We start from the raw sequence: 24010 nt of genomic DNA on the forward strand, positions 1-24010 counted from the left end.
CCGCAACCTGGGAAGGGAATGGATCGGGTGGAGGCACTCCAGGGGCGGACCGAAGCCGGCGTCGCGCACCGGGTCAGGGGACCGTCGAGATCCGGGCTCGGAACCCTGCTGAGATGGACGACACGACACGGACTACTGCGGCTCGGCATCGCCGCCGCCGCGCGGCGAGGTGACGCCCAGGCCCGGCTCTTCCTCGACCCGGTGATCCGTGACGACCCGTACCCGTTCTATCGCCAGATCCGCCATGAGGGACCGCTCGTCCGTGGCCGTCTGATGTGGAGCACCACCCGGCACAACGTGGTCACCGACGTGCTGCGCGACGACGCGTTCGGCGTCAATCCGGACACCATGGCGGCACCCGCCGCGGTCGCGCTGCTGCGCCGCCTCGGCCGTCGACGGATGCCGATCGGGCCGATCGACCCGCCGTCGATGCTCGCCACCGACCCGCCCGGGCACACCCGCTACCGACGGCTGGTCGTCAAGGTCTTCACCGCGCGGGCGATCGAGAGCCTGCGGCCCCGCGTCGAACGGCACTGCGCCGACCTGCTCGACGAACTCGGCGACGCCGCCCCGGACGGCGGCCCGGTGGACCTGGTCGCCCGGTACGCCAGCCTGTTGCCGGTCACCATGATCGCCGAGATCCTCGGCGTACCGCCCCAGCTGCGGCAACGCTTTCTCGACTGGGGCTCTGCCGTGTCGCCCGTGCTCGACCTCGGCCTGCCGTACGGCCAGTTCCGTCGCGTCGAAACCGGGATCCGCGAGCTCAACCACTGGCTACGGGGACACTTCGCCCGGCTGCGCGCCGACCCCGGTGACGACCTGCTGAGCCAACTGGTGCGGCCGGACGGCGACGGTGAACGACTGACCGACGACGAACTCGTCGCGCTCGCCGGACTGCTGATGGCGGCGGGCTTCGAGACGACCGTCAACCTCTTGTCGACCGGCACCGCGCTGCTGTTGGCCCACCCCGAGCAACTCGCCCTGCTGCGCGCCGAGCCGCACCGGTGGCCCAACGCGGTGGAGGAGATCCTGCGCTACGACTCCCCGGTGCAGACGACCGCCCGCTTCTGCCGCGCCGACACCGACGTCGCCGGGGTACGGGTCCGGCGCGGCGAGGTCGTCGTACCGATGCTCGGCGGTGCCAACCGGGACCCGGCGGTCTTCGCCGACCCGGACCGCTTCGACGTGACCCGGGGCAACGCCCGCGACCATCTCTCCTTTTCCAGCGGGGCGCACTACTGCCTCGGTGCCAACCTGGCCCGGCTCGAAGGCGAGATCGGCCTGCGCCAACTCTTCGAGCGCTACCCCGATCTGGCGCTCGACGGCGTCGGGCACCGCCGGCCGACCCGGGTGCTGCGCGGCTACGACCAGCTGCCGGTACGGCTGCGGTCATGAGTCGGGACGCGTCGTCGCGCCGACCGATCATGTTCGCCAGTCCGTCACACCCCGGGCAGCTCAACCCGCTGCTGACCATCGCCGCCGAGATGTCCCGACGCGACGAGCCCGACCTCTGGTTCTGCGTCGACGCCGATGCCCGGCACCGGGTCGAATCGGCCGCCGTCGGCAGCCCGCTGCACTACCTTCCCGGCGCCGACGTGCCCGTACGGATCGAAGGCGACCTGTACGCCGCGATGGTCCGGGGACCGCGTACCACCGCCGGGGTGGCCGCCCTCGCCCGGACGCTGCGCACGGCCGACGCCACCACGCAGGTCTACCAGCGGACCCTGGCACACATCGACCGGGTCGACCCCCGGCTGATGGTCATCGACGTGCTGAACCTCGGTGCGCTCGACGCGGCGACGACCGCTGGCGTGCCCTACGTGCTGAGCGTGCCGTACCCGGTCAGCTCCGTCTATCTGCGACGGTTGCCGTGGAGCTACCCGGCACCGGCGTCCGGGCTGCCGCGTCGGCTGACCGGCGCCCAGCAGGTGACCAACGCGCTGTTCCGGGTACGGCTGCAGCTGGCGTTGCTGCGCGCGGTGGCCGGCCCGACCTGGCGGCGTCGGGCCCGGGGGCTGGCCAACCCGACCGGCGACCCCGCCGGGTACGCCGCCGACGCGGTCGCCGTCTTCGGCTACACCGTGTTCGGCCTGGAGTACCCGTTCCCCGCGCCGGACCACCTGCATCTGCTGGGCGCGATCGTGCCCGACGCGTTCACCCGGCCGGAACCGCAGGCCGGGCCGGAACCGCAGGCCGGGCCCGGTCAGGCAGAACCGCCCGCCGACGAGCTGACCGACTGGCTGGACCAGCAGCCCAGCGTCGTCTACGTCGGCCTGGGCACCCTGGCCACCCTGACCACCGCCCAGCTCGACGCGTTCGCCGAAGCCCTGGGTCGGATCGGCCCCGAGCACCGGGTGCTGTGGAAGCTCCCCGGCCACCAACGCGCGGTGCTGACCAACCCGCTGCCGCCGAACGTCCGGGCCGAGGAGTGGATCCCGTCCCAGCTGGCGGTGCTCGCGCATCCCCACGTACGGGCCTTCGTCTGCCACGGCGGGGCCAACGGCTTCCACGAGGGTGTGCACTTCGGGCAACCGATGCTGCTGACCCCGTTCTGGCTGGACTGCTACGACATCGCCGCGCGGGCGGTCGACGCGGGTGTCGGGCTGGCGCTCGACGACCCGCCCCGGGTGGACCCGGACGAGGTTGCCGGCAAGCTGCTCCGGCTGCTGTCCGAGGAGGGCTTCCGGCAGCACAGCCGGTACTGGGGCGAGCAGAGCCGTCAGGCGGGCGGGGTCGGGCGCGCGGCGGACCTGCTGCGTGACCTCGCCGGCCGCGACGAGCGGGCCCGGGACGACAGATGGGCCCGAAAGAACGATCGATCAGTGGAGATGCCATGACCGCGCAGGTGCTACGGATCGTCGACAAGGTGGCTCCGGGCGAGTTCTTCCCGGCCGTACCGCAGAATTTCGTGCTGCGGGAAGACGGCCAGCTCCCGGCGCGGGACCTGGCGCACCGACCCGACGTCGGTCTCTACTGCCTCGACCTCGACCAGCAGCTGGCGTACTTCGTCGAGACCACCCCGGGTGTCGACCTGACCACCGCGCCGTTTCTCTACCTCGCCCAGTACCAGCACGCGCGGCGACTGTTCGCCGTGTCGTACGAGACGCTGCACCGGATCGCCGACGAACTGCCGGACCCGGCGCGGCTGATTCTCGTCTACTCCGTCGGACGCTGCGGCTCGACGGCGATCAGCCACGCGCTCGGCGCGGTGCCCGGTGTGCGCGGCTGGTCCGAGCCGGACGTCTTCACCCAGCTCGCCGTGCTGCGGCACGAGGACCCCACCCGCGACGACGAGTACGCGAGGCTGCTGCGTAGCTGCGTGCGGCTGCTCGGCCACGGCACCGCGACGCTGGCCGTCAAGTTCCGGGCCGGCGGCATCCACCTCGCCGACCTGTTCCAGCGGGTCTTCCCCGACTCCCGTGGCCTGTTCCTCTACCGGCACGCCGAGCGGTGGCTGGAGTCGATGCACGAGGGCTTCACCCCGCACCTGCCCGGTCCCGAGCAGCAGCAGACGTTCCTGCGGTACGTGACCGCACAGGCCCCGCTGCTGATGCCGTTCGCGCTCCGACACCAGCGCCAACCCACGCCGGTCGAGGCGTACCTGCTTACCTGGCTCTCCGCGATGGAGGCCTGCCTGCGGTACGGCCGCGACGGTGTGCCGTTGCGGCCGGTGCGCTACGAGGACCTCAGCACCGATCCGGCGGCGACGCTGGCCGCGATCCTGGACCATTGCGGCCTGCCGGCCGACGGGTTCGACGCGGCGTACGGCACGCTCGCCGCCGATTCGCAGGCCGGCACGCTGCTGTCCCGGGCCAGCCGCCGGCGCGCCGAGACCCCGGCGCTGCGCGACGAGGAGTACGCGCGAACCCGCGCCGTGCTCGCCGAGTATCCGACCATCGGCGCGCCGGACTTCGTCGTACCGGACTTCGCCGTACCGGCATGAGAGAGGTGTCTGCGGCCCCGACGCGACCTCGGTTGCGATCCGCCATTCCTATCCAGCCCATAGGTAAGGAAGAATCTGCAGCTCGCGTGCATGATCAACTTTGCCGTCGACAGATCGCGGTCGCGCTGACCTCGTAATCTGTTATCAGGTGGTGACAGGACCATTGTCTAGGGCTAGGCTTCGTCTATGGCTGCGGGGGTTGGCCAGATCTCCGGCAACCTGCAGGTTTGCTCTTAGTTGAGCAATGTCACGTCTTGACATTGCTCCACCAATGTCGTCGCAAACTCGGCGGGAGTCACCGGTGCACACTGAGTTCTGGGCATGAGCACAGGGCAAACGATAATTGAGGCAAGCGCATTCGGCGTTCCGGCCTGGCTGGTCGTCGACCGCCTCGACAACACATTGGCTTTCGGCGGATTTCGGTTCAGCGACTCGGTGTCACTGGACCAGGTCAGCCTGTTGGCCAGCACGATGAGCTGGAAGCTCGCCGCGCACGGCCTGCCGGTCGGTGGCGCCAAGGCCGGGGTGCGGTGCCGGCCGGACCATCCACGGATCGACGCGATCCTGGCCGAACTGGCCTCGGCCTGGCGTGAACCGCTGTCCACTCACGTCGTTCTCGGCAAGGACATGGGAGCGACCGACGCGCTGCTCGACCGGCTGTACGAGCATCTCGGCAGGTCCCAGCTGCATCTGATCCAGGCGAGGGAGCCGAGTTGCCCCGGCCGGATCCGCGAACTCTCCGGCTACGTACGCGACATGACCGGCCTGGGTGCCGTGGTCGCGGCCGAAGGGCTGGTCGGATCACTGCGGGGCAAGCGCGTGCTGATCCAGGGCGCCGGGGTGGTCGGTGCCGGGGTGGCGGTGCGCGCGACCCGCCGTGGCGCCGTGGTGGTGGGCATGTCCGACATCGACCAAGCCGTGGTGTCCGTGGACGGACTACCGGTCGCGGAGCACGTACTCGCCGCGCGTGCGGCGCACCGACCCTTCCGGCTGGCATCGGTGGAAGCCGCCGGCGGCACCCGGCTCCGGCCGGACGACCTGCTCGGCACCGCAGCCGACATCCTGGTCCTCGCCGCCGGATCCCATGTGGTGTCGGCGGCGCTGGCCAGCGACATCCGGGCCGACGTGGTCGTCGAAGCGGCCAACTTCGGCCTGACCGAGCAGGCGAACACGGTGCTGTTCGAGCGCGGCGTCCCGGTCGTGCCCGACGTCATCAGCTCCAGTTCGAGCGCGGCGATGACGTCCTACCAGCTGGCCGACGGCAACCGTTGGCGACCCGACGCGCTCTGGGAGCGCATCGAAGGCAACATCCGTACCGCCGTGACCGAAGGGTCCCGTACGGCGACACAGCGGCGAACATCGATCCGCGAGGCCTACAAGTCGATGTACGCGCACGTGCTGTCGCGCTGAATCCGCTGCCCTCGGAAGGCCAGCACAACCCAAAGGAGAACGCCGTGACGACCGATATCGGCTACGACCTCCGGCACGAAGGTCGACGCGTCATGCAACAGCTCGAAGACGGGCCGAATCCTGTGGTGGAAGCCCGGCAGATGATGTCGCAGACAATTCTTGCCCACGTGTTGCTCGGCCTGTCCGACGCCGGCTTCTACGAATACGTGGCGGGCCGGGACGAATTCTCCATGGACAAGGCGATCGATTCGCTCGACCTGGACGCTTTCACCTTCACCGCGCTGGTCGAATACCTGCTCGGCTGCGGTGCGCTCGTACGCCGCGGCGACGACGTGTTCGGTGTCACCGCCAAGGGCGAACGGCTGTTCAACGTCTACACGCGTGGCGTCCTGAACGTGTACCTCGGTGGCTACCAGACCGTCCTGAAGTCTCTCGGCGAGGTCCTCACGACCCGGCTGCCCCTCAACGACCCCGCACTCGCGAGATCCACCCGGCACGCCGCCGCCGGTACGGCGTACTCGACGTGCGCCTTCACCCTCCCCGAGGTGTTCGCGGTGATGCGCGGCCGGGGCGGACGGATCTGCCTCGACCTCGGCTGCGGTACGGGCGACTTCCTGCTGCAGTGGGTGCTGCAGGATCCCGACGCACGCGGCGTCGGCGTGGACATGTCGGCGGCCGCGCTGGCCCAGGCGCGCGACAGCGCGGCACGCTGGGGAGTGGCCGACCGGCTGGAGTTCCACGAGGCACGGGTCGGGCCCGAGCCGCTGGCCGTGCCGCCCGGCGCGCTCGACCAGGTGGACGTGGTCAGCTCGATGTACATGCTGCACGAACTCGGCCGCGACGGACGTCGCGCCATCGTCGACGTGGTGCGGTCGCTGCGGGCGCAGCTGCCGGGCCGGCAGTTGCTGGTGCTGGAAGTGGAGTCCTGTGAACCCGACGACTTCGCCGCGCTGAGCCCACCTCCGCCCCATCTCGGCCGGCTCGACTACCGGCTGATCCACCAGCTGTCCGGTCAAGGGCTGCCCCGTACCCGGGCCGACTGGCACGGCATCTTCGACGAGGCCGGCTGCGCCGTGGTCGAGCCGGGCACGCCCACCGGTGGATCGCTCATCTACGTCGTGGACATGTGATGTCCGCCGACGCCGAGCAGCCGGGTGGTCAGCGGGGCAGCGCCGATCCGCAGGCATGGTTCCACCAACTCGCCACGCACTACGTCGAAGCGCAGATCTACTTCCACCTCAACCAGTGCGGAGTGTTCCAGCGGCTGCGCGCCGGCGGCACCGCCGGGGAACTCGCCGAGGCGCTGGACCTGGACGAGCGGGTGCTGGGCAGCCTGCTCGACTACGCGGCGAGCGTCGGGGAGATCATCCACGTCGACTCCGACGGCGTCTTCACCCTCACCCCGTTCGGGCAGGCGGTGACCGACCGGTACAGCAAGGTCAACGGTGACCGCACCAGCTACAACATGTTCGACGTCCGGGTCGGGGCCTGGGGGCCGGTGTGGGTCGGCCTGGGTGACATGCTGCGCAAGTCCAAGGTGTACGGCGTGGACCTGCACCGCGCCGGCGAGTACGCGGCCGACGGGCTGTTCAAGCTCGCGGCACCCCTGGCCGACGCGGTGCACCGGGCCGCCGACCGGTTGGCCGCCACGGCGGTCGTGGAACTCGGCCCGACCAGCGGCATCCTGGCGCAACTGGCCGGCGCGCCCGGCGGCGACACCCGCCGCTACGTGGGTGTGGACATCAACCCGCAGAGCCTGGAACACGCCGGTCGACTGGCCGCCGAGCGCGGCGTGAACTCGATCGCCTGGTACCACGGTGACGCCTTCGAACCGGCGGGATGGGCGGCGGCGCTCGCCGAGGAGCGGCGTGTCCTCTATTTCTCCTGCCACTTCCACGAGTTCCTCGCGCACGGCGAGGACGTGGTCGAGCGCGGGTTGCGGGAGCTGACCGCGGCACCCAACACCGCCGGTGTCCTGATCCTGGAGCAGCCCCGCATGGAGCCCGAGCTGCGGGAGACCACCTCGTCGACGCGCTGGCTGTACGCACAGTCGAACGTCCTGATCCACCATCTGATCAAGAACGCCCGGATCCTGTACGGCTCGCAATGGCAGCAACTGCTCCACCAGGGTGGCTGCGACGACGTCACGGTGGAACAGACCAACGGCTTCGGTTTCACCGCCTACCTCGGAGCGAGGTCCGGCCGGGGAATCCGGGATGTCTGACCAGGCGGCCTTCGTCGAGCCGTCGGCGCGGCCACTGAGCCGGGACGCGGCACCACCGTCGGATCCGGACGCGGCACCACCGTCGGCTCCGGACGCGGCATCTTCGGTTGCCGGCGGGTTGCGGGTCACCAGTCAGTGGCGGCGCCCGCTGCTCGAACCGCTGCTGTGGCAGTTGCGCGAGGAGAGGTGCGGGCACGTGTGGCAACCGGCGCTCGCCGCCGCTGCGAGGTCGGACTCGTTCCGGGTGTTCGAACGCCAGATCACCCAGGGCCGGCCCACCACGGTGTTCACCTACTACCTGTCGCGCGACGGACGCGACGAACCGGTGGCCGTCGCCACGCTGAGCCCGCGAGTGGCCCGGGACTCGCCCGAAGACGGCATTCCCGTGCTGGGACGGGCCTACGTCCGCCCCGAATTCCGGGGCAGGTCGGTGTACCGGCTCGTGCTGCGGCACCGGCTCGACCTGTGTCGCAGCACCTGGGGTCCACGCCTGCTCGGTGTCCATCTCGGCACCTCGTCGCCCAGGGTGGCGGAGGTGTTCCGGACGACGTTCCCGGGCCGGACGGTCCGGCTCGGTGAGGAGGACCTCGGCGAGGCCGGTACGGTGACCGCCCTGCTCGGTCTCACGACAGACACCGACCGGCAGCTGGCCCTGCCGGTGCCCCGGCGGCTGGCTGGCGCGCACCAGCTGGTCAGCGACTATCTCGCCGGGGGCTCCGGCGCGGTACGACCCGCTGAGGTCGTCCCCGCCCTGCGAACGCTCGCCGACCAGCAGGATGCCTACCGCCTACTCGGCCACCTGCTGGCGGCGTTGCCGACCCTGCGTTGAGCCGCGCGGACGGCCCCGACCGGAGGATCGACATGGACTACCACTACGCCCAGTTCAACGTCGCGTGGCTCCGTGAGCCCCTGGACCATCCGGCGTTGGCCGAATTCACCGAGGCGATCGATCCGCTGCACGACATCGCCGATCGGACGCCCGGCTTCGTCTGGCGGCTCAAGGCCGAGGGCGACGACGACGCGACGGCGCTGCGTCCGCTCGGCGAGGACGGGATCATCAACTTCACGGTGTGGGAAAGCCGCGAGGCGATGGCCGCCTGGGTGTACCGCCACGGGCACGGTGCCGCCCTCAAGCGCCGCCGGGACTGGTTCCGTCCGCCGCTGGAGCCCAACGTGGTGATGTGGTGGATTCCGGCCGGTCACACGCCGACGCTCGACGAGGCGATCGATCGACTGCAGTATCTGCGCAGCAGGGGACCGACGCCGCTGGCGTTCACGTTTCGCGACAAGTACCGCCCCGAGGACGCGATGGCGTATCGGCCGGACGCGGACGTACCACCGCTTGGTGCCCCGTACATCGGTGCCGACCAGGCGCGGCGCTGCGTCGACGCCTACCTCGCCGCCTGGAACGAACCCGTGCCGGACCGGCGGACGCGGATGCTCGCCCAGGCCACGACCGACAGCTGCAGCTATGTCGATCCGGACCACCAGCTGCGGGGCCGCGCCGATCTGGTCGCGTACATCGACGAATTGCTGCACCGGGCGGGGGATCACGGCCAGGACCGGCGGGTGGTCCGGACCAGCGAGGTCGACGTTCATCATCTACTGTGCAGATTCGGGTGGCGGCTGGACCGCCCCGGCGGGCCACCGACCGTGGACCGTACCGATCTCGTCGAATTCAGCAGGGACGGCAGGATCCACCGCGTCACGGGCTTCGTCGGCCCGCTGCCGTCCTACCCGTGACCTTCGAGTCGAAGCCCGACATCCGACATCTGATTTCTGACATCCGACCAGGCTGACAGCGAGCGAGGGACTGTGACCGGCACCGTGGAAGAGAACGAGTCGTCGACCGGCTACCTGCGGCCCAGCACCGAAGCGGCGATGACGACCGGGCTGACCGCCGCCGTGGAGCAGGTGTTGGAGCCGTTGGAAGCTTTCCTGCGCTTTCCCGACGGAGCCGACCCCGCCGGTCGCCGGTCGCTCTGGCGTACCGCGCTCAACGAGCCGCTGCCGCAGCAGGGCCAGGGCCCGCAGGCGGTGCTGGACGCGCTCAACGAGGTGGTCATCCCGAACGGCCTGCGCATCGGCGCGCCCGGGTTCTCCGGCTGGATCACCACCATGCCGTCCGTCGTGCCCGCCGTGGCCGGCTTCGTCGGCAGCCTGGTGGCGGCGCAGCGCTGGTATGCCTCCCCCGGCAACTTCCTGGAGGTACTGGCGTTCAGCTGGGTCGGCGAAATGCTCGGCATGGGCGCGACGTGCGGTGGCACCTTCACCAGCGGCGGCGCGGTGGCCAACCTCGTGTGTCTGGCCGCGGCACGTCAGCACGCGGGCGAGCGGATCGGCGTGGATCCGGCCGAACAGGGCGCGGCCGGCATCCCGCGGCCGCGGGTGTACGCCACCGCCAGCCTGCACGACGTCGGGGTACGAGCGTTGTCGGTCCTGGGCCTGGGCGCGGCGGCCATGCGGACCATTCCGATGGACCGCGACCGCCGGGCGGACTGCGCCGCGCTCAGCGCGATGCTGGACGCGGACATCGCCGCCGGCTGCACCCCGGTGGCCGTGATCGCCACCTCGGGCGACGTGCGTACCGGCACCATCGATCCGATCGACGCCATGCGCACGATCGCGCACGATCGTGGGGTGTGGCTGCACGTCGACGGCGCCTACGGGGGATTCGGTGTCCTCGACGAACGGGTACGGCCACGGTACGGCGACATGTCGAAGATCGACTCGCTGGCCGTGGATCCGCACAAGTGGATGGCCGTACCGCTGGGCTGCGGGGCGGCGATCGTCCGGGACGGCGCGCTGCAGCAGCGCTCCCTGGTGATCGGCCGGCCCGACTTCCACCACTTCGACCCGGCCAGTCTCGCCGACGTGGGATCGCCCTTCGACGAATTCGGTGAGGGGTCGCCGTACAGCTCGGTGGACTTCTCGGCGCGGGCCCGGGGCCTCACGGTGTGGGCGGCGCTCAAGGAGATCGGCGTGGAGGGGATGCGGGCCCGGGTGGGCCGACATCTCGACTGCGCCCGCCGTGTGGCGGAACTCGTCCGCGCCGACGACCGGCTGGAACTGGTGGCCGAGCCGGAGTTGTCGATCTGCTGCTTCCGGTACGTCCCGTCGGGGGTCGGCCGCGACGTGTCACCCGCTCTGGACACGCTCAACGAAGCCGTCCTCAAGGGCGTTCGGGCGCGTGGCCGCTGTGTGCCGTCCAGCGCCGTGGTCGACGACAAGTTCGTGATCCGGCCGGCGTTCGTCGGCCCGAACACCGAGATCGCCGACGCCGAGGCGTTGGTGAGCGAGGTGTTGGCAGTCGGGGACGAGCTGAGCCGACGGTGACGCGCGCACGTGGGTTGCGGCTTCCCGACCACGACGGCCTTGGTGCGGTCGACGCCACCCTCTCGACCCCTGATCGGCACGCCGGGCGGACCGGACCCGTGCCCAAGGTTTGATCCCGCCCGAGTCCGATCACCGCCGGTCCGGCACGGTGTCCCTACGGTCTGTGCCGGGGTGAACCGCCACTGCTGGCTGGTGTCGCCGTGGCAGCCCCACCCCACCGACAATCTCGACGAATACCTGGATCCGGGCATTCCGAGCAGCGGCGACGTTCGCCACCGACCCGACGCGGGCCGGCGTCCGTTAGACTGCGTTCTCATCTCGGTGCCGGCCTCGGCGGGCCGGCACCAGACCCACCCCGGCGCGTATCGGTCTTCGGCGAGCCGATGCGGGATCCCGCCGGTCGACACCAACGGAGGAGTTCCTTCGTGTCCGCAGATCGCCGAATTCGTGAATCCTCGGTCAGCGTGGGCCGGTCGTCCGCCGGCACCCGACAGGGGACGTTCCCCAGCCGTACGGTGGAGACCGACCAGCGCCAACTCTTGCCGCTGGCCCGGTCTGCCCGTGTGCCGGCCTCACGGGTTGCCTCGGATCTCCTGCAAGGTTCCTCGCGATGAACAACAGGACTCGAACCCGGCCGTCGGCCGCGCGTAAGACCCGGCAGGTCACCCCAGCGGCACAGGGCACGTCCGCGACGCTACGGCGACTGGCTCCGCTGGCCATCGCGTTCGCGCTCGGGGCCCTCCTCGCCGGGCCGATCGGTGCCGTGACGGCCGGCGACACGCCGTCGACCGACGACCCCGTCGCGGTGTTGCAGGCACAGGAAGCCGAACGAGACGCGGCGCAGGTCGTGGAGCTGACCGAGATGGCCCGGCGTACCCAGGAAAGCCTCGTGCCCGTGCTGGACGGGCTGGCGACGGCGGTGCCGGTCAGCCAGCCGCCCGGTCCGGCGGCCACCGCGCCCGAGGTCGAAGGGTGGCAGGCGGTCACCGACCAGTTGGTCGAAGACTTCGCCAACCCGCCGTCCGGTGGCACCGGGGTCAACATCGCCCGTTCCGGTCTGGCCGCAGCGGTGCGTACGCTCGACGCCGCGGTCGACCTGTACGCTGCGGCGCTGGTCCAACCGGCGGACTCCCGTGGGCCGCTGCTCGAACTCGCCGGCCGGCAGCGGGACATCGCGGTCGCCACCTGGTCGACGGCGGCGACTCAACTCGACGTGCTGAACATCGAGGCCGGCAACGGCCACATCCACATCTTCCTGCCAGCAGTGCCGGGGCAGGGAGCCTTGACCGCCGACGGCGCACCAGAAGGAAACTGACCCTTCGAACGGATCCGGTGAAACGGCGGGCTCGGCTGTGTGCCGAGCCCGCCGTGTCGGTGTTGTTGGCGGTGGTGTCGCGTTGGCCATATTCAATTCCTGCTCAACAGTTGCTCAACCGTCGTCGGGTTGACTGAGGACGCTCTCGCACCGAGCGAGGGTGGTGGACGTCTGGGCGGGGTCGCCCTGGCGGTGCCCGGCACCGCCGTGGTCACGAGGGTCGCCGCGACGTGGCGTCGTGGCCCGCGTCGTGGCGACGGGGGGCTGCCGCGTCGTGACGGCGACCGACCTGCGGCCTGCCCGCGTACCTGTGTCACGGAGGAGACCGATCGTGAGCGCGCGATCCGAGCTGACCCCGCAGATGCTCGCGTACGACGAGAAGTTCGCGGACGACGGTGCCGTTCGGTGGTTGCCGCATCTGATCTACTTCCATCCGCCGAACCACCGGTCACCGGTGGTGAACACGGACGCGGCCGGCTTCCGGTTCTCCCGGCGAGGGAACCACTCGTACTCGGTCGCCGACTGCGCGGACCTCGAATCCGTCCGGCTCATCGCGGGCAGTTCGACGGTGTTCGGCATCGGCGCCAGTTCGGACGCGTGGACCCTCGCCTCGCGGATGTCCGTTCACGACCAGCGCGACCAGCCGTGGGTCAACTTCGGTGGGCGTAGCTTCAATTCGACCCAGGAGTTGCTGCTGGTGACCCTCTACCGGCATCTGCTGCCCCGGGTCGCGGAGATCGTCCTGTTCTCGGGATTCAACAACCTGGGACTGGCGCGCATGCCGGAAAGCGCAGTCGAGGAGCACGGGGCGTTCTTCATGTACCACCGGTACCGTGCGGCGCTGGACGAGGCGGATCGCCGGTCCCCGAGGTTCTCCGTCGGCCGAGCGTTGCGCGGGTTGGGCGGCAGGTCACCGAGGCGGGACCGGCCAGCCGACCGGCGGGTCCCCGACCTGCCGGAACAGCTGTCGCGCGCCGTCGAGTTGACCACGCGCCACCTCGACGGGTGGCGGATTCTCGCCGAGGACTGGGGTGCCAAGCTGACCTACGTGTTGCAGCCACTCTCCGGCTGGGTACGGGCCCGGGGCACCCCTGAGGAGGAGCGACTCTTCGCCGAGCTGGATGCGACGGGTGGCTTCAGCCAGGCGTACGGCGACATTCTCACCCCCGCTGTCTGCCAGGAGTACGCCACCCTCCTCGCCGACCGTACGAAGGAACTGGGCGTCAATCTCGTCAACCTGAGTCCGATCCTGTCCGACGTGCTGGCACCCGACCAGTGGGTGTTCGTGGATCGCATCCACTTCACCGACGACGGTCACGATTTCGTCGCCCGGACGCTGCTCGAATCCATCTGACCTCCGCCCGTCCGCCATCCGTCTGACATCCGTCCATCGGAGAATTCCATGCTGAAGTCGACGTCGTCGTCCCATGTCATCTACAAGGCGGTCAACGGCACGCCGATCCGGGTCGTGGACGGTGCCGGGGTCTGGCTGACCGACGAGGACGGCAACCGCTACCTGGACACCTGCGGCGGGGTGGCGGTCTCCAGCCTCGGACATCGGCATCCCCGGATCGTCGCGGCGATGCGACGAGAGGCGGACCGCCTCGCCTGGGCGCACGCCGGCAGCTTCACCACCGATGCCGCCGAGGAGCTGGCGGATCTGCTCACGGCGGCGGCACCCGGCCTCGACAAGGTCCAGTTCCTCTCCGGCGGTTCCGAGGCGGTGGAACTCGCCCTGAAGATCGCGTACCAGTACCACTGGGAGCGGGGCGAACCTCGGCGGACGACCGTCATCGCCCGGCGGCAGAACTACCACGGCAGCACCCTGGCCACCCTGGCGGTCTCCGGGAACGTCCAGCGTCGGTCGATCTTCGAGCCGATGCTACGACCCACCGAGTTCGTGTCCCCGTGCTACGCCTACCGAGATCAGCGTCCGGGCGAATCACCGGAGCAGTACGCGGAGCGCCTTGCCGCCGAACTGGAGGAGCGGATCGTCCGGCTCGGCCCGGACACCGTCGCCGCGTTCATCGCCGAAACCGTCGTCGGGTCGACCGCCGGCGCGGTCGCCCCCGTCGCCGGCTACTTCCGCCGGATCGCGCAGGTGTGCCGCACGTACGGGGTGCTGCTGATCCTGGACGAGGTGATGGCCGGCATGGGACGTACGGGCCTGCCCTACGCCTATCTGGCCGACGACGTCGCGCCGGACATCGTCGTGGTCGGCAAGGGGTTGGCCGCCGGATACCAGCCGATCTCCGCGATCGCCGTCACCGCCGACGTCCACGCGGCACTGGCCGCCGGCTCCGGCGTGCTGCGCAACGGCCAGACGCACGTCAACCACCCGTTCGCCTGCGCGATCGCACTTGAGGTGCAGCGGACGATCATCGACGACGACCTGCTCACCAACGTCTTCACCCGGGGCCGGCAACTACGCCGCCAGCTCACCGAGGCCTTCGCCGACGTGGACTGGGTCGGCGACGTACGTGGTCGGGGTCTGTTCGTCGGCGTCGAGTTCGTGGCCGACCGCCGGACCAAGGCACCGCTGCCGGAGGGCGACCGGTTCGCCGCCGTCCTGAAACAGCAGGCGCTGCGCCGTGGACTGCTCATCTACCCGGCGGCCGGGACGATTGACGGGGTGGTGGGCAATCATGTGCTGTTCGCCCCGCCCTTCATCGCCACCGAGTCGGACATCGCCGAGATGGTCGACAGGTTCGTCGCGGTGGCCCACGACTGCGTCGAGGAGTTGTCCAAGACATGAGCGTTGACCCTGTCGAACGGATGCTCACCTTCACCGGCTCGCTGGTGGCCCTGATTACCCCGTTCAACCAGGACGGCAGCATCGACTACGGCGCGTTGTCGGACCTCGTGGCCCGACACGAGCACCAAGGCACCGCCGGGCTGTTCTTTCTCGGTGTGGCCGGCGAAGGATCGACCTTGGACGACGCCGAGTTCACGGACTTCGTCCGGACCGTGTTGAGCGCGGACCGTCGCCTGCCGCACTTCATCGGCTGCACCGGCCACTCCACGGCGGATGCGATCCGCCGGGTGGCGACCGCCGCCGAGTACGGGGCCGACGGGGCCATCCTGACCGTACCGGCCAACATGGGCCCGGATCAGACCCAGGCGGCCCGCTACTTCCTCGACGTCGCCGACGCCAGCACCATTCCGATCGGGACGTTCAACAATCCGGCCCGGCTGTTGACGGACCTGGACACCGCCACCATGCGGACGATCCTGGCCCATCCCCGGATCGTCCTGCACAAGGAGGGATCTCCCCGGACCGGCCAGATCGGCGAGCTGCTGGCCGAGCGCACCCAGGTGTGCTTCCTTGCCGACGACAGCCCAGACCAGGACATCATGGTCACCTCGCTGGCGCTGGGCGCCCGGGGCATCGCCAACGCGAGCGGCAACCTGCTGCCCCGCGAACTCGCCATCCTCGCCCAGCCGTGGGAGCCGGCGACGCACGCCAGGGACCTCGACTCCTTCCGGGCGCTGTACTTCCGTACCCTGCCGGTGATCAAGTTCCTGTACAGCCGGCGCAGCCCGATCGCGATCAAGTCGATGATGCGGGCGGTGGGGCTGCCGGCGGGACACCTGCGGGCACCGTTGACCCCTATGGACGGTACGGAGGTCGCTGCGGGGTTGGCCGTTCTACGGCAGTATGTGGACTCGTGCCGGGAGCTGGGTCTGACCACTCCGACGGCGACACTGTCGATCTAGGGGCGTCGCCCGGCGGTCCGATCTACGATCGTCGGCCCGGCGACCCGGCGACCCGGCTATCTACTCTGGAGGGCACGTGGCGCACATCGTCTTCGTGGACAGCGGACCGACCGGCCTCGCGGCGCTGGAAACCGCCAAGGACCTCGGCCACGACGTCACGTTCGTGCAGGCCCGGGACCTGTCCACCCTACGGCTGACCTCGACCCCGGCCGAGCACGTCGCGGCGGCGCTGGCGCACGCCGACCGTACTGTCACCGTCGACACCCTCGACGACGACCTCGTCGACGAGGTCGTCCGGATTCACGCGGCCACGCCGGTGGACGCCGTACTCACCACTTCCGAGCTCGCCGTACTGCCGACCGCGCGGGCGGCCGAGGCGATCGGGGTCCGCGGCACCGCCCCCGACCGGCTGCGCCGGGCGGTCCGCAAGGACGAATGTCGGGACGCGCTGCGTGCCGCCGGGATCCGCTCGGCCCGACACGCGGCGGTGACCGACCTGACCCAGGCGCTGCTGGCGGCGGACGGGATCGGATATCCGCTGGTGGTCAAGCCGAGTCGTGCCACGGCGAAGGAATCGGCCGCGATCGTGCACTCGGAGGCGCAGCTGCGGACCTACTTTGACGGGCTGCGGCGGGAACGCCAGGCGCGGGACAGCGCGTTGGAGGCGTTCATCGGCCCGCGACTGGTGATGGAGAGCTATCTCGACGGGGTGCTGTACTCGGCCGAGATCCTGGGCAACGGCGGCGACATCCGCGTCATGATGCTGACCCGGCGGGAACGGGCCGCGCACAACCAGCTCTTCGAGGTCGCGGCCGTCATGCCCGGGGGCCTGTCCGACGCGCAGGCCGCCGACGTCGACGACTATCTGCGGACGATGTTCAGTTCCCTGGGTCTGACGGTCGGCATGTATCACGTCGAATTCATCATGACCGCCGCCGGTCCGGTACTCGTCGAGATCAACGCGCGGATGATGGGCGGGATGTCGCCGGTGGTCTTCGCGCACGTCACCGGCGCGGATCCGTTCGAACTGTTGATTCGGGAGCAGTTGGGCGAAGCACACGAGGTGCCGGCACCGCCGTACCGGACGGCGGGGATCGTGGTGGCGGTCGGCAGCGTCGCCGGGGGTGTCGTCCCGCTGGGCGCGGTGGAGCGCGTCGAGCAGATCACCAAGGCGTACGAGCCGTTGAGATCGTCGCTGCGGCTGCGCGCCGGGCAGCGGATCGCGCGGCTGGCGGGTAACTACACCGTGCTGGGATACTTCTGCCTCGCGGCCACTTCCACCGACGAGGCGCGTGCTCGTGGCCTGGAGTTGCTTTCGGATTTGGAGGACGCGGTGGGACTCGAACTGGCGAAGTACCCGACCTCTGCATGAAGCCGTGGCGTGGCGACACCCGTACCACCCTGCTGCCGGCGCTCGTCTGGACGGTGAACGCCAGTTCGGTGTCGGCGAACGTGGCCGTCTACCTGTACTGCGCGCACGTCGTCCTGCGGCAGACCGGTTCGGTTTTTCTGAGCAGTCTGGTGTTCTCGGCACAGTGGGTGCTGCCGATCGTGCTGGGTGCCTTCGTACCGCGGATCAACGCGCGGTGGTCGTCGCGGTCGGTGATCGCGGTGGCGGTGCTGCTGGAACTGCTGGTGCTCGTCGCCCTTCCGGGCGTACGGATGTCGATCGTGCCGTTCGTGATCGCGCTCGTCCTGGGCGGCCTCGAACTGGTCGTCAAGGTGACCCGGCTGGTGCTGCTCAAGGAGTGCTCGGCACCGGACCTGCTGAGCCGGCACGTGGCGGTCACGTCGACCGGGCAGTTCGTCGGCGCGGCGTTCGGCGGTGTGGTGTTCGCGTTATTCGTGTCCCGGCCGTTGGCTGCCCTCGCGGTGGCGTTGCTCGTGCTGTACCTGACGGCGTTGACCTGCGCGGTGCTGCTTCCGGTGCCGGCCGGGTCGGGGGGTGCGCGGCGGGGCGCCGACGACCGGCGTGGCTCGATCCGGATGGCGGTGGTCGCGATGGCGGCCGACGGTCTGCTGGTGCGTGGACTGGTCGGCCTGGTGGCGGTCAGCGGGCTGCTGCAGGGCTTCCACAACGTGGCGAGGGTGGATCTGCCCGGCAGCGCGTGGGGTGCCGGTGACGCCGGCGTCGGGCTGTTGCAGGCGGTCGCCGCCGGGGCGACCGTGCTGGGGGCGTTCGCCTTCTCCGCCCGGCCGAAACTCTTCGCTCGGACCGGGCCGCTGCTGGCGGCCACCGTCGTCAGCGTTGTCACGATGTGTGCCGCGACGCTGCCTCAAGGGCTCGGACCAGGACTCGTCGTCTACGGCGTCTACATCGTGTTCTTCGAGATCTGCTTCATGAGTTACCAGGCGGTCGTCGCGCAGCGGTCGAGTGTCGAGGCGATCTCGTCGATCGTCTCGGTGCAGTTCATTATGGTCAACGTGGCGTTGGCCGTTCTGATCACCGCCGGTGGTCTGCTCGCCGAGGTGGCGGGGATCGGCGTCACGGCGGTCGTCTTCGGCGCGGCGTGCCTGCTGCTGTCGGTGTGGTGTGCGCGGCGGCCCGCCGAGACGGAGGTGGGGCGGCGGTCGGAGGTGCCGACCGTGCCGACCGCCACCTGACGATGCTGGCACCCGGAGCTGTCTCGACGATCAAGATCCGATCATAAGCCAATTGAAGTGATCGTTTGCCGAATATGCCCGTCAACCAGTCAAAAATGGTCGGCTGCGAAATGGGTGCGTGGCGACTTGGTGGCCCTGTCTCGCCGTCCTGTGTAGTATCGATGTTCATGGTTCGATGAACGCGTCGGGTCGAAGTGTCGGGTTGAAGTGTCGGGTTGAAATTGTCAGTTGTCAGTTGGCCGGTGATTGTCGAGTATGCGGGGATCGCGATGCGTATCACGCTTCTGGGCCCTGTCCACGTCACGATGGACGGCGTTCGGGTAGATGTGGGACCCTCCAAGCAGCGAGCCGTGCTGGCGATTCTCGCCTTGGCCGCGAACTCCGTGGTCTCCACCGACCAACTCATCGCACGGATCTGGGGCGAGTGTCCACCGCGACGGGCGCGGAACGTGCTGGCGACGTACGTCACCCGACTCCGGCGAGCCCTCCGCGTGGCCTGCGACGGCGGTGAAGCGCAGCTGGTGCACCGCCGTAACGGCTACTCGATGGAATGTTCCCCGGAGATCGTCGACCTGTTCCGTTTTCGACGTGTCGTCCAAGACGCCGCCCTCGCGGATGGTTCCCAATTGGCGTTCCGACTGATGTCCTCCGCGCTCGACGGCTGGCAGGTGAGGGCGCTGTCCGACATCGGCGGAGAATGGTTCTCCATCACTCGACGCGGACTACAGTACGAGCGCAGAGATGCGCTCGTGCACTTTGCTGATCTTGGTGTCGAAATCGGCGAATACGGACGCGTCGTCCGATGTCTCGATGCCTATCTGACCGACGAGCCGTTCGACGAATTGATGATACAAAAGGCAATGGTGTGCCTGCACCTGTCCGGCCACACCGCCCGCGCTCTGGAGATCTACGCCGAGACCCACCGACGTTTCGTCGACGTCCTGGGCTTCGAACCCGGCGACGACCTTCGCCGTACGCAGCATCAACTGCTGTGTCGAGCTGGTGTCCTGACGGAGCCGGCACATCGATCCCGCCGCCCGTAGCGCCGACTACCCCCCCGCGCCCGTAGCGCCGACTACCGCAGCGACCAAGTCTGCTTGGGGTTGGCCACGCAGTACCAGATGTTCAGCGGCGCGCCGACCCCGTGACCGTCCACGTCCAGGCACTTGTTCGTCGACGTACTGACGATCATGCCGTTGTTCAGTCGCCATCCCTGAGCCGGGTTGCCGCTACAGTAGGCGACCTGCACGGGGGTGCCGTCCGCACTGGCGCCCCAGGCGACGTCCATGCAGAGACCGTTGGCCCGGATGGTGCCGTCGCCGCGTACCTCCCACCACTGGGTCTTGTCCTCCGTACACCGTTGCAGGGTGAGCCGGGCACCGTCGCCGGTCGTACCGGCGCTGACACAGAGCCCGGTCTCCTTGCCGACCAGCTGGCGCGCGTTGGCGGGCCGGACCGGTGCCGGTGGCGGGGTGGGCTTCGGCGCCGAGGTGGTGGCAGCCGGCGGGTTCGCGGGCGGATCGGCTGGCGGGTTCGCGGGCGGATTCACCGGCGCGGCGGCGGGCGGCGACGACGGTACGGCCGGCGACGGCGTCGCCCCCGGAGTCGGCGACCCGGACGGGGTGGGCGACACCGACGGGGTCGGCGAACCGGTGGGCTCGACCGCCAGCCGGGCATCGGCACCGTAGAACTCGGTGAACCGCCCGACCGCCGTCAACAAGGTCCGCGTCTCGTCGTCGATGGCACCGTCCGCCTCCCGCAGCGCGGTAGGGCCGAGGTGGTACGCGGCGAGCGCCAGCAGGTACGGATCCTCGCCGGCCGCCGCACCGGATTCCTCGATCAGTCCGCACATCGCGGCGCCGAGGGCCGGGACGGCGGCCGTCGGCTCCCACGGGGTCGCCTCGGCCGGACCGTACCTCTGCCACACCTCGGACTGGAACTGCGCGATGCCCTGCCGGTCACCCGGTCCGAGCAGATTGGCGTCGAAACCCGACGACGCCATCAGCTGCCCCGCCACCGCTGCCGGCGTGACCTGGGGGCAGATCGATCCCGCTTGGACGATCAGCGCGACGAGCTCCGCTGGCACGGCCTTCGGCTGCCGGGCCGGGCCGGGCGGTGGCTGACCGTCGCCGGCCCCGCCGAACTGGGGCAGTTTGCCGTAGTAGGCCGCGTAGCCACTGGCCGAGCCGACGTACGTGATCGCGCCGTCCGGCACGCCGTTGCTCCGCTCGACCTCGCCGAGCTCGGTGTGGAAGGCGGCGAGCGCCAGCCACCAGGGGTCGCCCGGCACTTCGGCCGCCCGCAGCTTCCCACTCAGCTGGCACATCTGGCGGGCCAGCGCGACGATGTTCGCCGCCGCGTCGTCGCGGCGGGCGTCGGGCCAGGGTGCCCAGTCGCGCCAGTCCTTGTCGTCGAGGCCGGCGATGCCCTGCCCGCCGGAGGTGGTGCGGGTCGCCGACGGATCCAGCCCGGACTCCGCCATCAACTGGCCGGCGAGGCGGGCCGGGGTGAGCATCGGGCAGGCACGGGAGGCGTACATGATGGTCGACAGCTGATCGTCGGCGACCGGACGCCCGGTCAGATCGTCGTCGCGCGCCGCCGCGATGCCCCACCCGATCGTGGCGACGACCAGGCACAGGACCGCCATGCCGGCGAAGATCGCGGCGGCGGTACGGCGTCGTAGCGCACCGAACCGGCGCTGGATCCGCTGGACGTGGGCAAACACAGGTCATCCGCCTTCGGCATCGAGACGACGAGGATTGTCACTGTGATGGCGGGCAGGTGGATCTGGGTCATTGAATCCAGCTGTCCGCCGGCCGTCAACGTCGAGCCGGCCCATCCTCGGCATTCGCGCAGTGACGTGCGCCATGCGGGTCGATGCCCACGCCGGTCGGGCGAGTCACGCCGCGCCGGCCGGCCATGGCCGGTTCTCATCCTTTTCCCATGATTCCGTGGTCTGATCGGAAGACATGAGCGGCACCACCGGACGCATCCTGGTCGTCGACGACCAGCCGAACATCGTCGACATGCTGGTCACCGTGCTCACCTTCCACGGGTTCACGGTCTACTCCGCCACGACCGCCGAGCAGGCAGAGCGGCTCGCCCGGCTGGCCCGGCCCGACCTGGTCATCCTCGACGTGATGCTGCCCGACGGCGACGGATTCGAGCTGTGTCGCCAGTTGCGCACCACCGGTCATCGATTCGGCATCGTGTTCCTGACCGCCCGGGACGCCCGCCGCGACCTGGTGTCCGGGCTGACCCTGGGCGGCGACGACTACTTGACCAAGCCGTTCGCGATGGAGGAGCTGCTGGCCCGGATCCGCGCGGTGCTCCGCCGGATCGGCAGCCCTGCCGGGGCGGCCGCTGGTGCCGCTGGTGCCGCTGGTGCCGCTGGCGCCGGCGGCGGATCGGCCCTGGCGGACTCGCCGGTACTGCGCTACGCCGACCTGGAACTCGACGAGGAGACCCTGCTGGTGCAGCGGGCCGGCAACCCGGTGCGGTTGTCGCCGACCGAGTTCAAGCTGCTGCGCTACCTGATGCTCAACGCCGGGCGGGTGCTCTCCCGTACGCAGATCCTCGAAGCCGTGTGGAGTTACGACTTCGGCGGTGAGTCGAACGTCGTCGACACCTACGTCGGCTACCTGCGGCGCAAACTGGATCCGCTCGGCGAACCACTGATCGTCACCCATCGCGGTTTCGGCTACGCCCTGCGTACCAGTGGGCCGTGACGCCGCCGTGCCCACCGACCGCGACCGTCAGCCCGCCGACCAGCCGGCGGACCAGTCAGCCGACCCGCCGGCGGACCAGTCAGCGGACCAGTCAGCGGACCAGTCAGCGGACCAGTCAGCCGACCCGCCGGCCGCCGACTCGACCGACCCGCCGGCCGCCGGTCCGGGGGCGACCGACCGGCCCCGCCGCGCGCCCCGGTGGTCACTGCGTCGATCGCTCATCGCCGGGACCGTCTCGCTGACCTGCGCCGCTCTGCTGATCACCGGCGCGGCGAGCGCCGTCGCGCTGCGGCAGCAGCTGATGGACCGTACCGACGACCAGCTCGCGACGGCGGCGACGCTGGTCGCCAGCGGGAGCCGGCAGCTCGCGCTGGCCGGCAAGCGGGACCAGACGGTACGGGCGGTGGTCGGACCCACCGAGTTCCTCGTCGAGATCCGCACCGGGGACGGCGGGCTGACCCGGTTCGCCTCCACCACGCCGCTGCCGTCGACCCCGCTGCTCGACATCGCACCCGTACCGCCACCGGGCGGCCAGTCGCCGCTGACCACGGTGACCACCGCAGCCGGAAAGTACCGGGTGGTGACCATCGACGCCGCCCCCACGGTGGTGCTGCTCGGGCTGCCGACGGCCCCGGTCCGCGACACCGTGGCCCGGCTGCTCGGCATCGAAGTGCTGGTCTCCCTCGTGGTCGCGCTACTGCTCGGACTGCTGGCCCGGACCCTGATCGTGGCCCGGCTGCGCCCGCTCGACGACATCGCGCACACGGCCGCCGCCATCGCGGGCGGGCAGTGGGATCGGCGGGTCCCGCTCGCCGACGACCCTCGACGGGTACGCCGTACCGAGGCGGGCCGGCTCACCCTGGCGGTCAACGGCATGCTGGACCGGATCCACGCCGCCCTGGCCGCTCGGGCGCGTTCCGAGGAACGGATGCGGTCCTTCGTCGCCGACGCCTCCCACGAGCTGCGGACCCCGCTGACCGTGATCCGTGGCTACACCGAGCTGCTGCGCGCCGGCATGGTCGACGAGCGACGGCGGCCCGACGTACTGCGCCGGCTCGACGACGAAGCGGCCCGGATGTCGAAGATGGTGGTCGACCTGTTGTTCCTGGCCCGGCTGGACGCCGAACCGCAGCTGCGCAGCGAGCCGATCGACATCGCGGTGGTGGCCCGGGACGCGATCGCCGACGCGCTCGCCGTCGAACCAGAGCGGGTGATCGCGCTGGACGCGCCAGCGCACCTGTGGGTCGCCGGGGACCTCGACGCGCTGCGTCAGGTGCTGGCGAACCTGCTGGCCAACGTACGGGCGCACACGCCGGTCGAGGCGAGCGCCGAGGTGTCCGTACGGCCGGTCGGCGTCGCCGGCCCGGTCCGGGTCGCGGTCTGCGACACCGGGCCCGGCCTGGCCCCGGAGGCGGCCGAACGGATCTTCGACCGCTTCTACCGGGCCGGCGGGTCGGCCGCCGCCGCCGACGGCGGCGCGCCGGGCAGCGGACTCGGGCTGGCGATCGTCGCCGGCACCGTCCGCGCGTTGGGTGGCGAGGTCGGTGTCGACACGTCGCCGGGTGCCGGAACCACCATCTGGTTCATCGTGCCCGCCGCCCCACCACCGGCTGCGGGCGAACGGGGGACGGGGTGACTTCGTCCGCCGTGCCGTCCGTCCAGGCGGCGGCCGCAGCCACCGCCTGGACATCGCTGGCGATTCTTAACGGGTTCTCATCGGCTTCCCGTCCGGC

19 protein-coding genes are annotated in these 24010 nt (G+C 70.3%); 18 read left to right on the forward strand and 1 reads right to left on the reverse strand.

Annotation, left to right across the window (positions count from 1 at the left end):
• The first annotated feature begins 27 nt into the window (after positions 1 to 27).
• The 16 genes from O7632_RS03635 (at position 28) to O7632_RS03710 (ending at position 19592) form a co-directional block, all read left to right on the forward strand.
• Positions 28 to 1395 carry a cytochrome P450 gene (locus tag O7632_RS03635; RefSeq protein WP_278111416.1) on the forward strand — a complete coding sequence of 456 codons (1368 nt, stop codon included), beginning with the start codon at positions 28 to 30 and terminating at the stop codon, positions 1393 to 1395.
• Positions 1392 to 2837 carry a glycosyltransferase gene (locus tag O7632_RS03640; protein WP_278111418.1) on the forward strand — a complete coding sequence of 482 codons (1446 nt, stop codon included), beginning with the start codon at positions 1392 to 1394 and terminating at the stop codon, positions 2835 to 2837. Before O7632_RS03635 ends, O7632_RS03640 begins: the two co-directional genes overlap by 4 nt.
• Positions 2834 to 3943, forward strand: a complete 1110-nt coding sequence (locus O7632_RS03645; RefSeq protein ID WP_278111420.1) for a sulfotransferase — start codon at positions 2834 to 2836, stop codon at positions 3941 to 3943. Before O7632_RS03640 ends, O7632_RS03645 begins: the two co-directional genes overlap by 4 nt.
• Positions 3944 to 4264: 321 nt before the next feature.
• Positions 4265 to 5353: a Glu/Leu/Phe/Val dehydrogenase dimerization domain-containing protein gene (locus O7632_RS03650; protein WP_278111422.1), complete on the forward strand. Its 1089-nt coding sequence runs from the start codon at positions 4265 to 4267 to the stop codon at positions 5351 to 5353.
• A 44-nt stretch (positions 5354 to 5397) separates the two neighbouring features.
• Positions 5398 to 6483, forward strand: coding sequence for a class I SAM-dependent methyltransferase (locus O7632_RS03655; RefSeq protein ID WP_278111423.1), 1086 nt, complete (start codon positions 5398 to 5400; stop codon positions 6481 to 6483).
• Positions 6483 to 7577, forward strand: coding sequence for a class I SAM-dependent methyltransferase (locus O7632_RS03660; protein ID WP_278111425.1), 1095 nt, complete (start codon positions 6483 to 6485; stop codon positions 7575 to 7577). The genes O7632_RS03655 and O7632_RS03660 overlap by 1 nt, the downstream gene beginning before the upstream one ends.
• Positions 7570 to 8406 (forward strand): hypothetical protein, encoded by an 837-nt coding sequence (locus tag O7632_RS03665; RefSeq protein ID WP_278111427.1) that lies wholly within the window; start codon positions 7570 to 7572, stop codon positions 8404 to 8406. Before O7632_RS03660 ends, O7632_RS03665 begins: the two co-directional genes overlap by 8 nt.
• A 32-nt stretch (positions 8407 to 8438) precedes the next feature.
• A complete protein-coding gene (locus O7632_RS03670; RefSeq protein WP_278111428.1) occupies positions 8439 to 9320 on the forward strand; it encodes a DUF3291 domain-containing protein in 882 nt (293 codons plus the stop codon).
• A gap of 72 nt (positions 9321 to 9392) precedes the next feature.
• Entirely contained in the window at positions 9393 to 10913 is a 1521-nt protein-coding gene (locus O7632_RS03675) for an aminotransferase class V-fold PLP-dependent enzyme (RefSeq protein WP_278111429.1), read from the forward strand.
• A gap of 610 nt (positions 10914 to 11523) precedes the next feature.
• The gene (locus O7632_RS03680; RefSeq protein ID WP_278111431.1) at positions 11524 to 12228 is read left to right on the forward strand and encodes a hypothetical protein; all 705 of its coding nucleotides are present in this window, start codon (positions 11524 to 11526) and stop codon (positions 12226 to 12228) included.
• Positions 12229 to 12559: 331 nt separating this feature from the next.
• Positions 12560 to 13582 carry an Inducer of phenazine A gene (locus O7632_RS03685; RefSeq protein ID WP_278111433.1) on the forward strand — a complete coding sequence of 341 codons (1023 nt, stop codon included), beginning with the start codon at positions 12560 to 12562 and terminating at the stop codon, positions 13580 to 13582.
• A 48-nt stretch (positions 13583 to 13630) separates the two neighbouring features.
• The gene (locus O7632_RS03690; protein WP_278111435.1) at positions 13631 to 14983 is read left to right on the forward strand and encodes an aspartate aminotransferase family protein; all 1353 of its coding nucleotides are present in this window, start codon (positions 13631 to 13633) and stop codon (positions 14981 to 14983) included.
• Positions 14980 to 15945, forward strand: coding sequence for a dihydrodipicolinate synthase family protein (locus O7632_RS03695; protein WP_278111437.1), 966 nt, complete (start codon positions 14980 to 14982; stop codon positions 15943 to 15945). The genes O7632_RS03690 and O7632_RS03695 overlap by 4 nt, the downstream gene beginning before the upstream one ends.
• Positions 15946 to 16021: 76 nt before the next feature.
• Positions 16022 to 17317 (forward strand): ATP-grasp domain-containing protein, encoded by a 1296-nt coding sequence (locus O7632_RS03700; protein WP_278111439.1) that lies wholly within the window; start codon positions 16022 to 16024, stop codon positions 17315 to 17317.
• Complete coding sequence (locus O7632_RS03705) at positions 17314 to 18549, forward strand: hypothetical protein (RefSeq protein WP_278111441.1); 1236 nt, start codon at positions 17314 to 17316, stop codon at positions 18547 to 18549. The genes O7632_RS03700 and O7632_RS03705 overlap by 4 nt, the downstream gene beginning before the upstream one ends.
• Before the next feature lie 242 nt (positions 18550 to 18791).
• The gene (locus tag O7632_RS03710) at positions 18792 to 19592 is read left to right on the forward strand and encodes a BTAD domain-containing putative transcriptional regulator (RefSeq protein WP_278111443.1); all 801 of its coding nucleotides are present in this window, start codon (positions 18792 to 18794) and stop codon (positions 19590 to 19592) included.
• A 32-nt stretch (positions 19593 to 19624) separates the two neighbouring features.
• On the opposite strand, the gene O7632_RS03715 is transcribed toward O7632_RS03710, so the two are convergent.
• Positions 19625 to 21274, reverse strand: coding sequence for a ricin-type beta-trefoil lectin domain protein (locus O7632_RS03715; protein ID WP_278111445.1), 1650 nt, complete (start codon positions 21272 to 21274; stop codon positions 19625 to 19627).
• 244 nt (positions 21275 to 21518) lie between these two features.
• Here O7632_RS03715 and O7632_RS03720 point away from each other — a divergent pair, with 244 nt between their 5' ends.
• Both O7632_RS03720 and O7632_RS03725 read left to right on the forward strand, forming a co-directional pair.
• Complete coding sequence (locus tag O7632_RS03720; RefSeq protein WP_278111446.1) at positions 21519 to 22277, forward strand: response regulator transcription factor; 759 nt, start codon at positions 21519 to 21521, stop codon at positions 22275 to 22277.
• A 7-nt stretch (positions 22278 to 22284) separates the two neighbouring features.
• On the forward strand, positions 22285 to 23913 hold the full coding sequence (locus O7632_RS03725; protein WP_278111448.1) for an ATP-binding protein: 1629 nt from the start codon (positions 22285 to 22287) through the stop codon (positions 23911 to 23913).
• The last annotated feature ends 97 nt before the right edge of the window (positions 23914 to 24010 follow it).

This window comes from Solwaraspora sp. WMMD406 (assembly GCF_029626025.1).
Classification (GTDB): domain Bacteria; phylum Actinomycetota; class Actinomycetes; order Mycobacteriales; family Micromonosporaceae; genus Micromonospora_E.

Coding starts and splice junctions, on each gene's coding strand:
- O7632_RS03650 (WP_278111422.1), top strand. CDS start 4,265: ATGAGCACAGGGCAAACGATAATTGAGGCAAGCGCATTCGGCGTTCCG.
- O7632_RS03690 (WP_278111435.1), top strand. CDS start 13,631: ATGCTGAAGTCGACGTCGTCGTCCCATGTCATCTACAAGGCGGTCAAC.
- O7632_RS03645 (WP_278111420.1), top strand. CDS start 2,834: ATGACCGCGCAGGTGCTACGGATCGTCGACAAGGTGGCTCCGGGCGAG.
- O7632_RS03640 (WP_278111418.1), top strand. CDS start 1,392: ATGAGTCGGGACGCGTCGTCGCGCCGACCGATCATGTTCGCCAGTCCG.
- O7632_RS03665 (WP_278111427.1), top strand. CDS start 7,570: ATGTCTGACCAGGCGGCCTTCGTCGAGCCGTCGGCGCGGCCACTGAGC.
- O7632_RS03680 (WP_278111431.1), top strand. CDS start 11,524: ATGAACAACAGGACTCGAACCCGGCCGTCGGCCGCGCGTAAGACCCGG.
- O7632_RS03695 (WP_278111437.1), top strand. CDS start 14,980: ATGAGCGTTGACCCTGTCGAACGGATGCTCACCTTCACCGGCTCGCTG.
- O7632_RS03670 (WP_278111428.1), top strand. CDS start 8,439: ATGGACTACCACTACGCCCAGTTCAACGTCGCGTGGCTCCGTGAGCCC.
- O7632_RS03720 (WP_278111446.1), top strand. CDS start 21,519: ATGAGCGGCACCACCGGACGCATCCTGGTCGTCGACGACCAGCCGAAC.
- O7632_RS03660 (WP_278111425.1), top strand. CDS start 6,483: ATGTCCGCCGACGCCGAGCAGCCGGGTGGTCAGCGGGGCAGCGCCGAT.
- O7632_RS03705 (WP_278111441.1), top strand. CDS start 17,314: ATGAAGCCGTGGCGTGGCGACACCCGTACCACCCTGCTGCCGGCGCTC.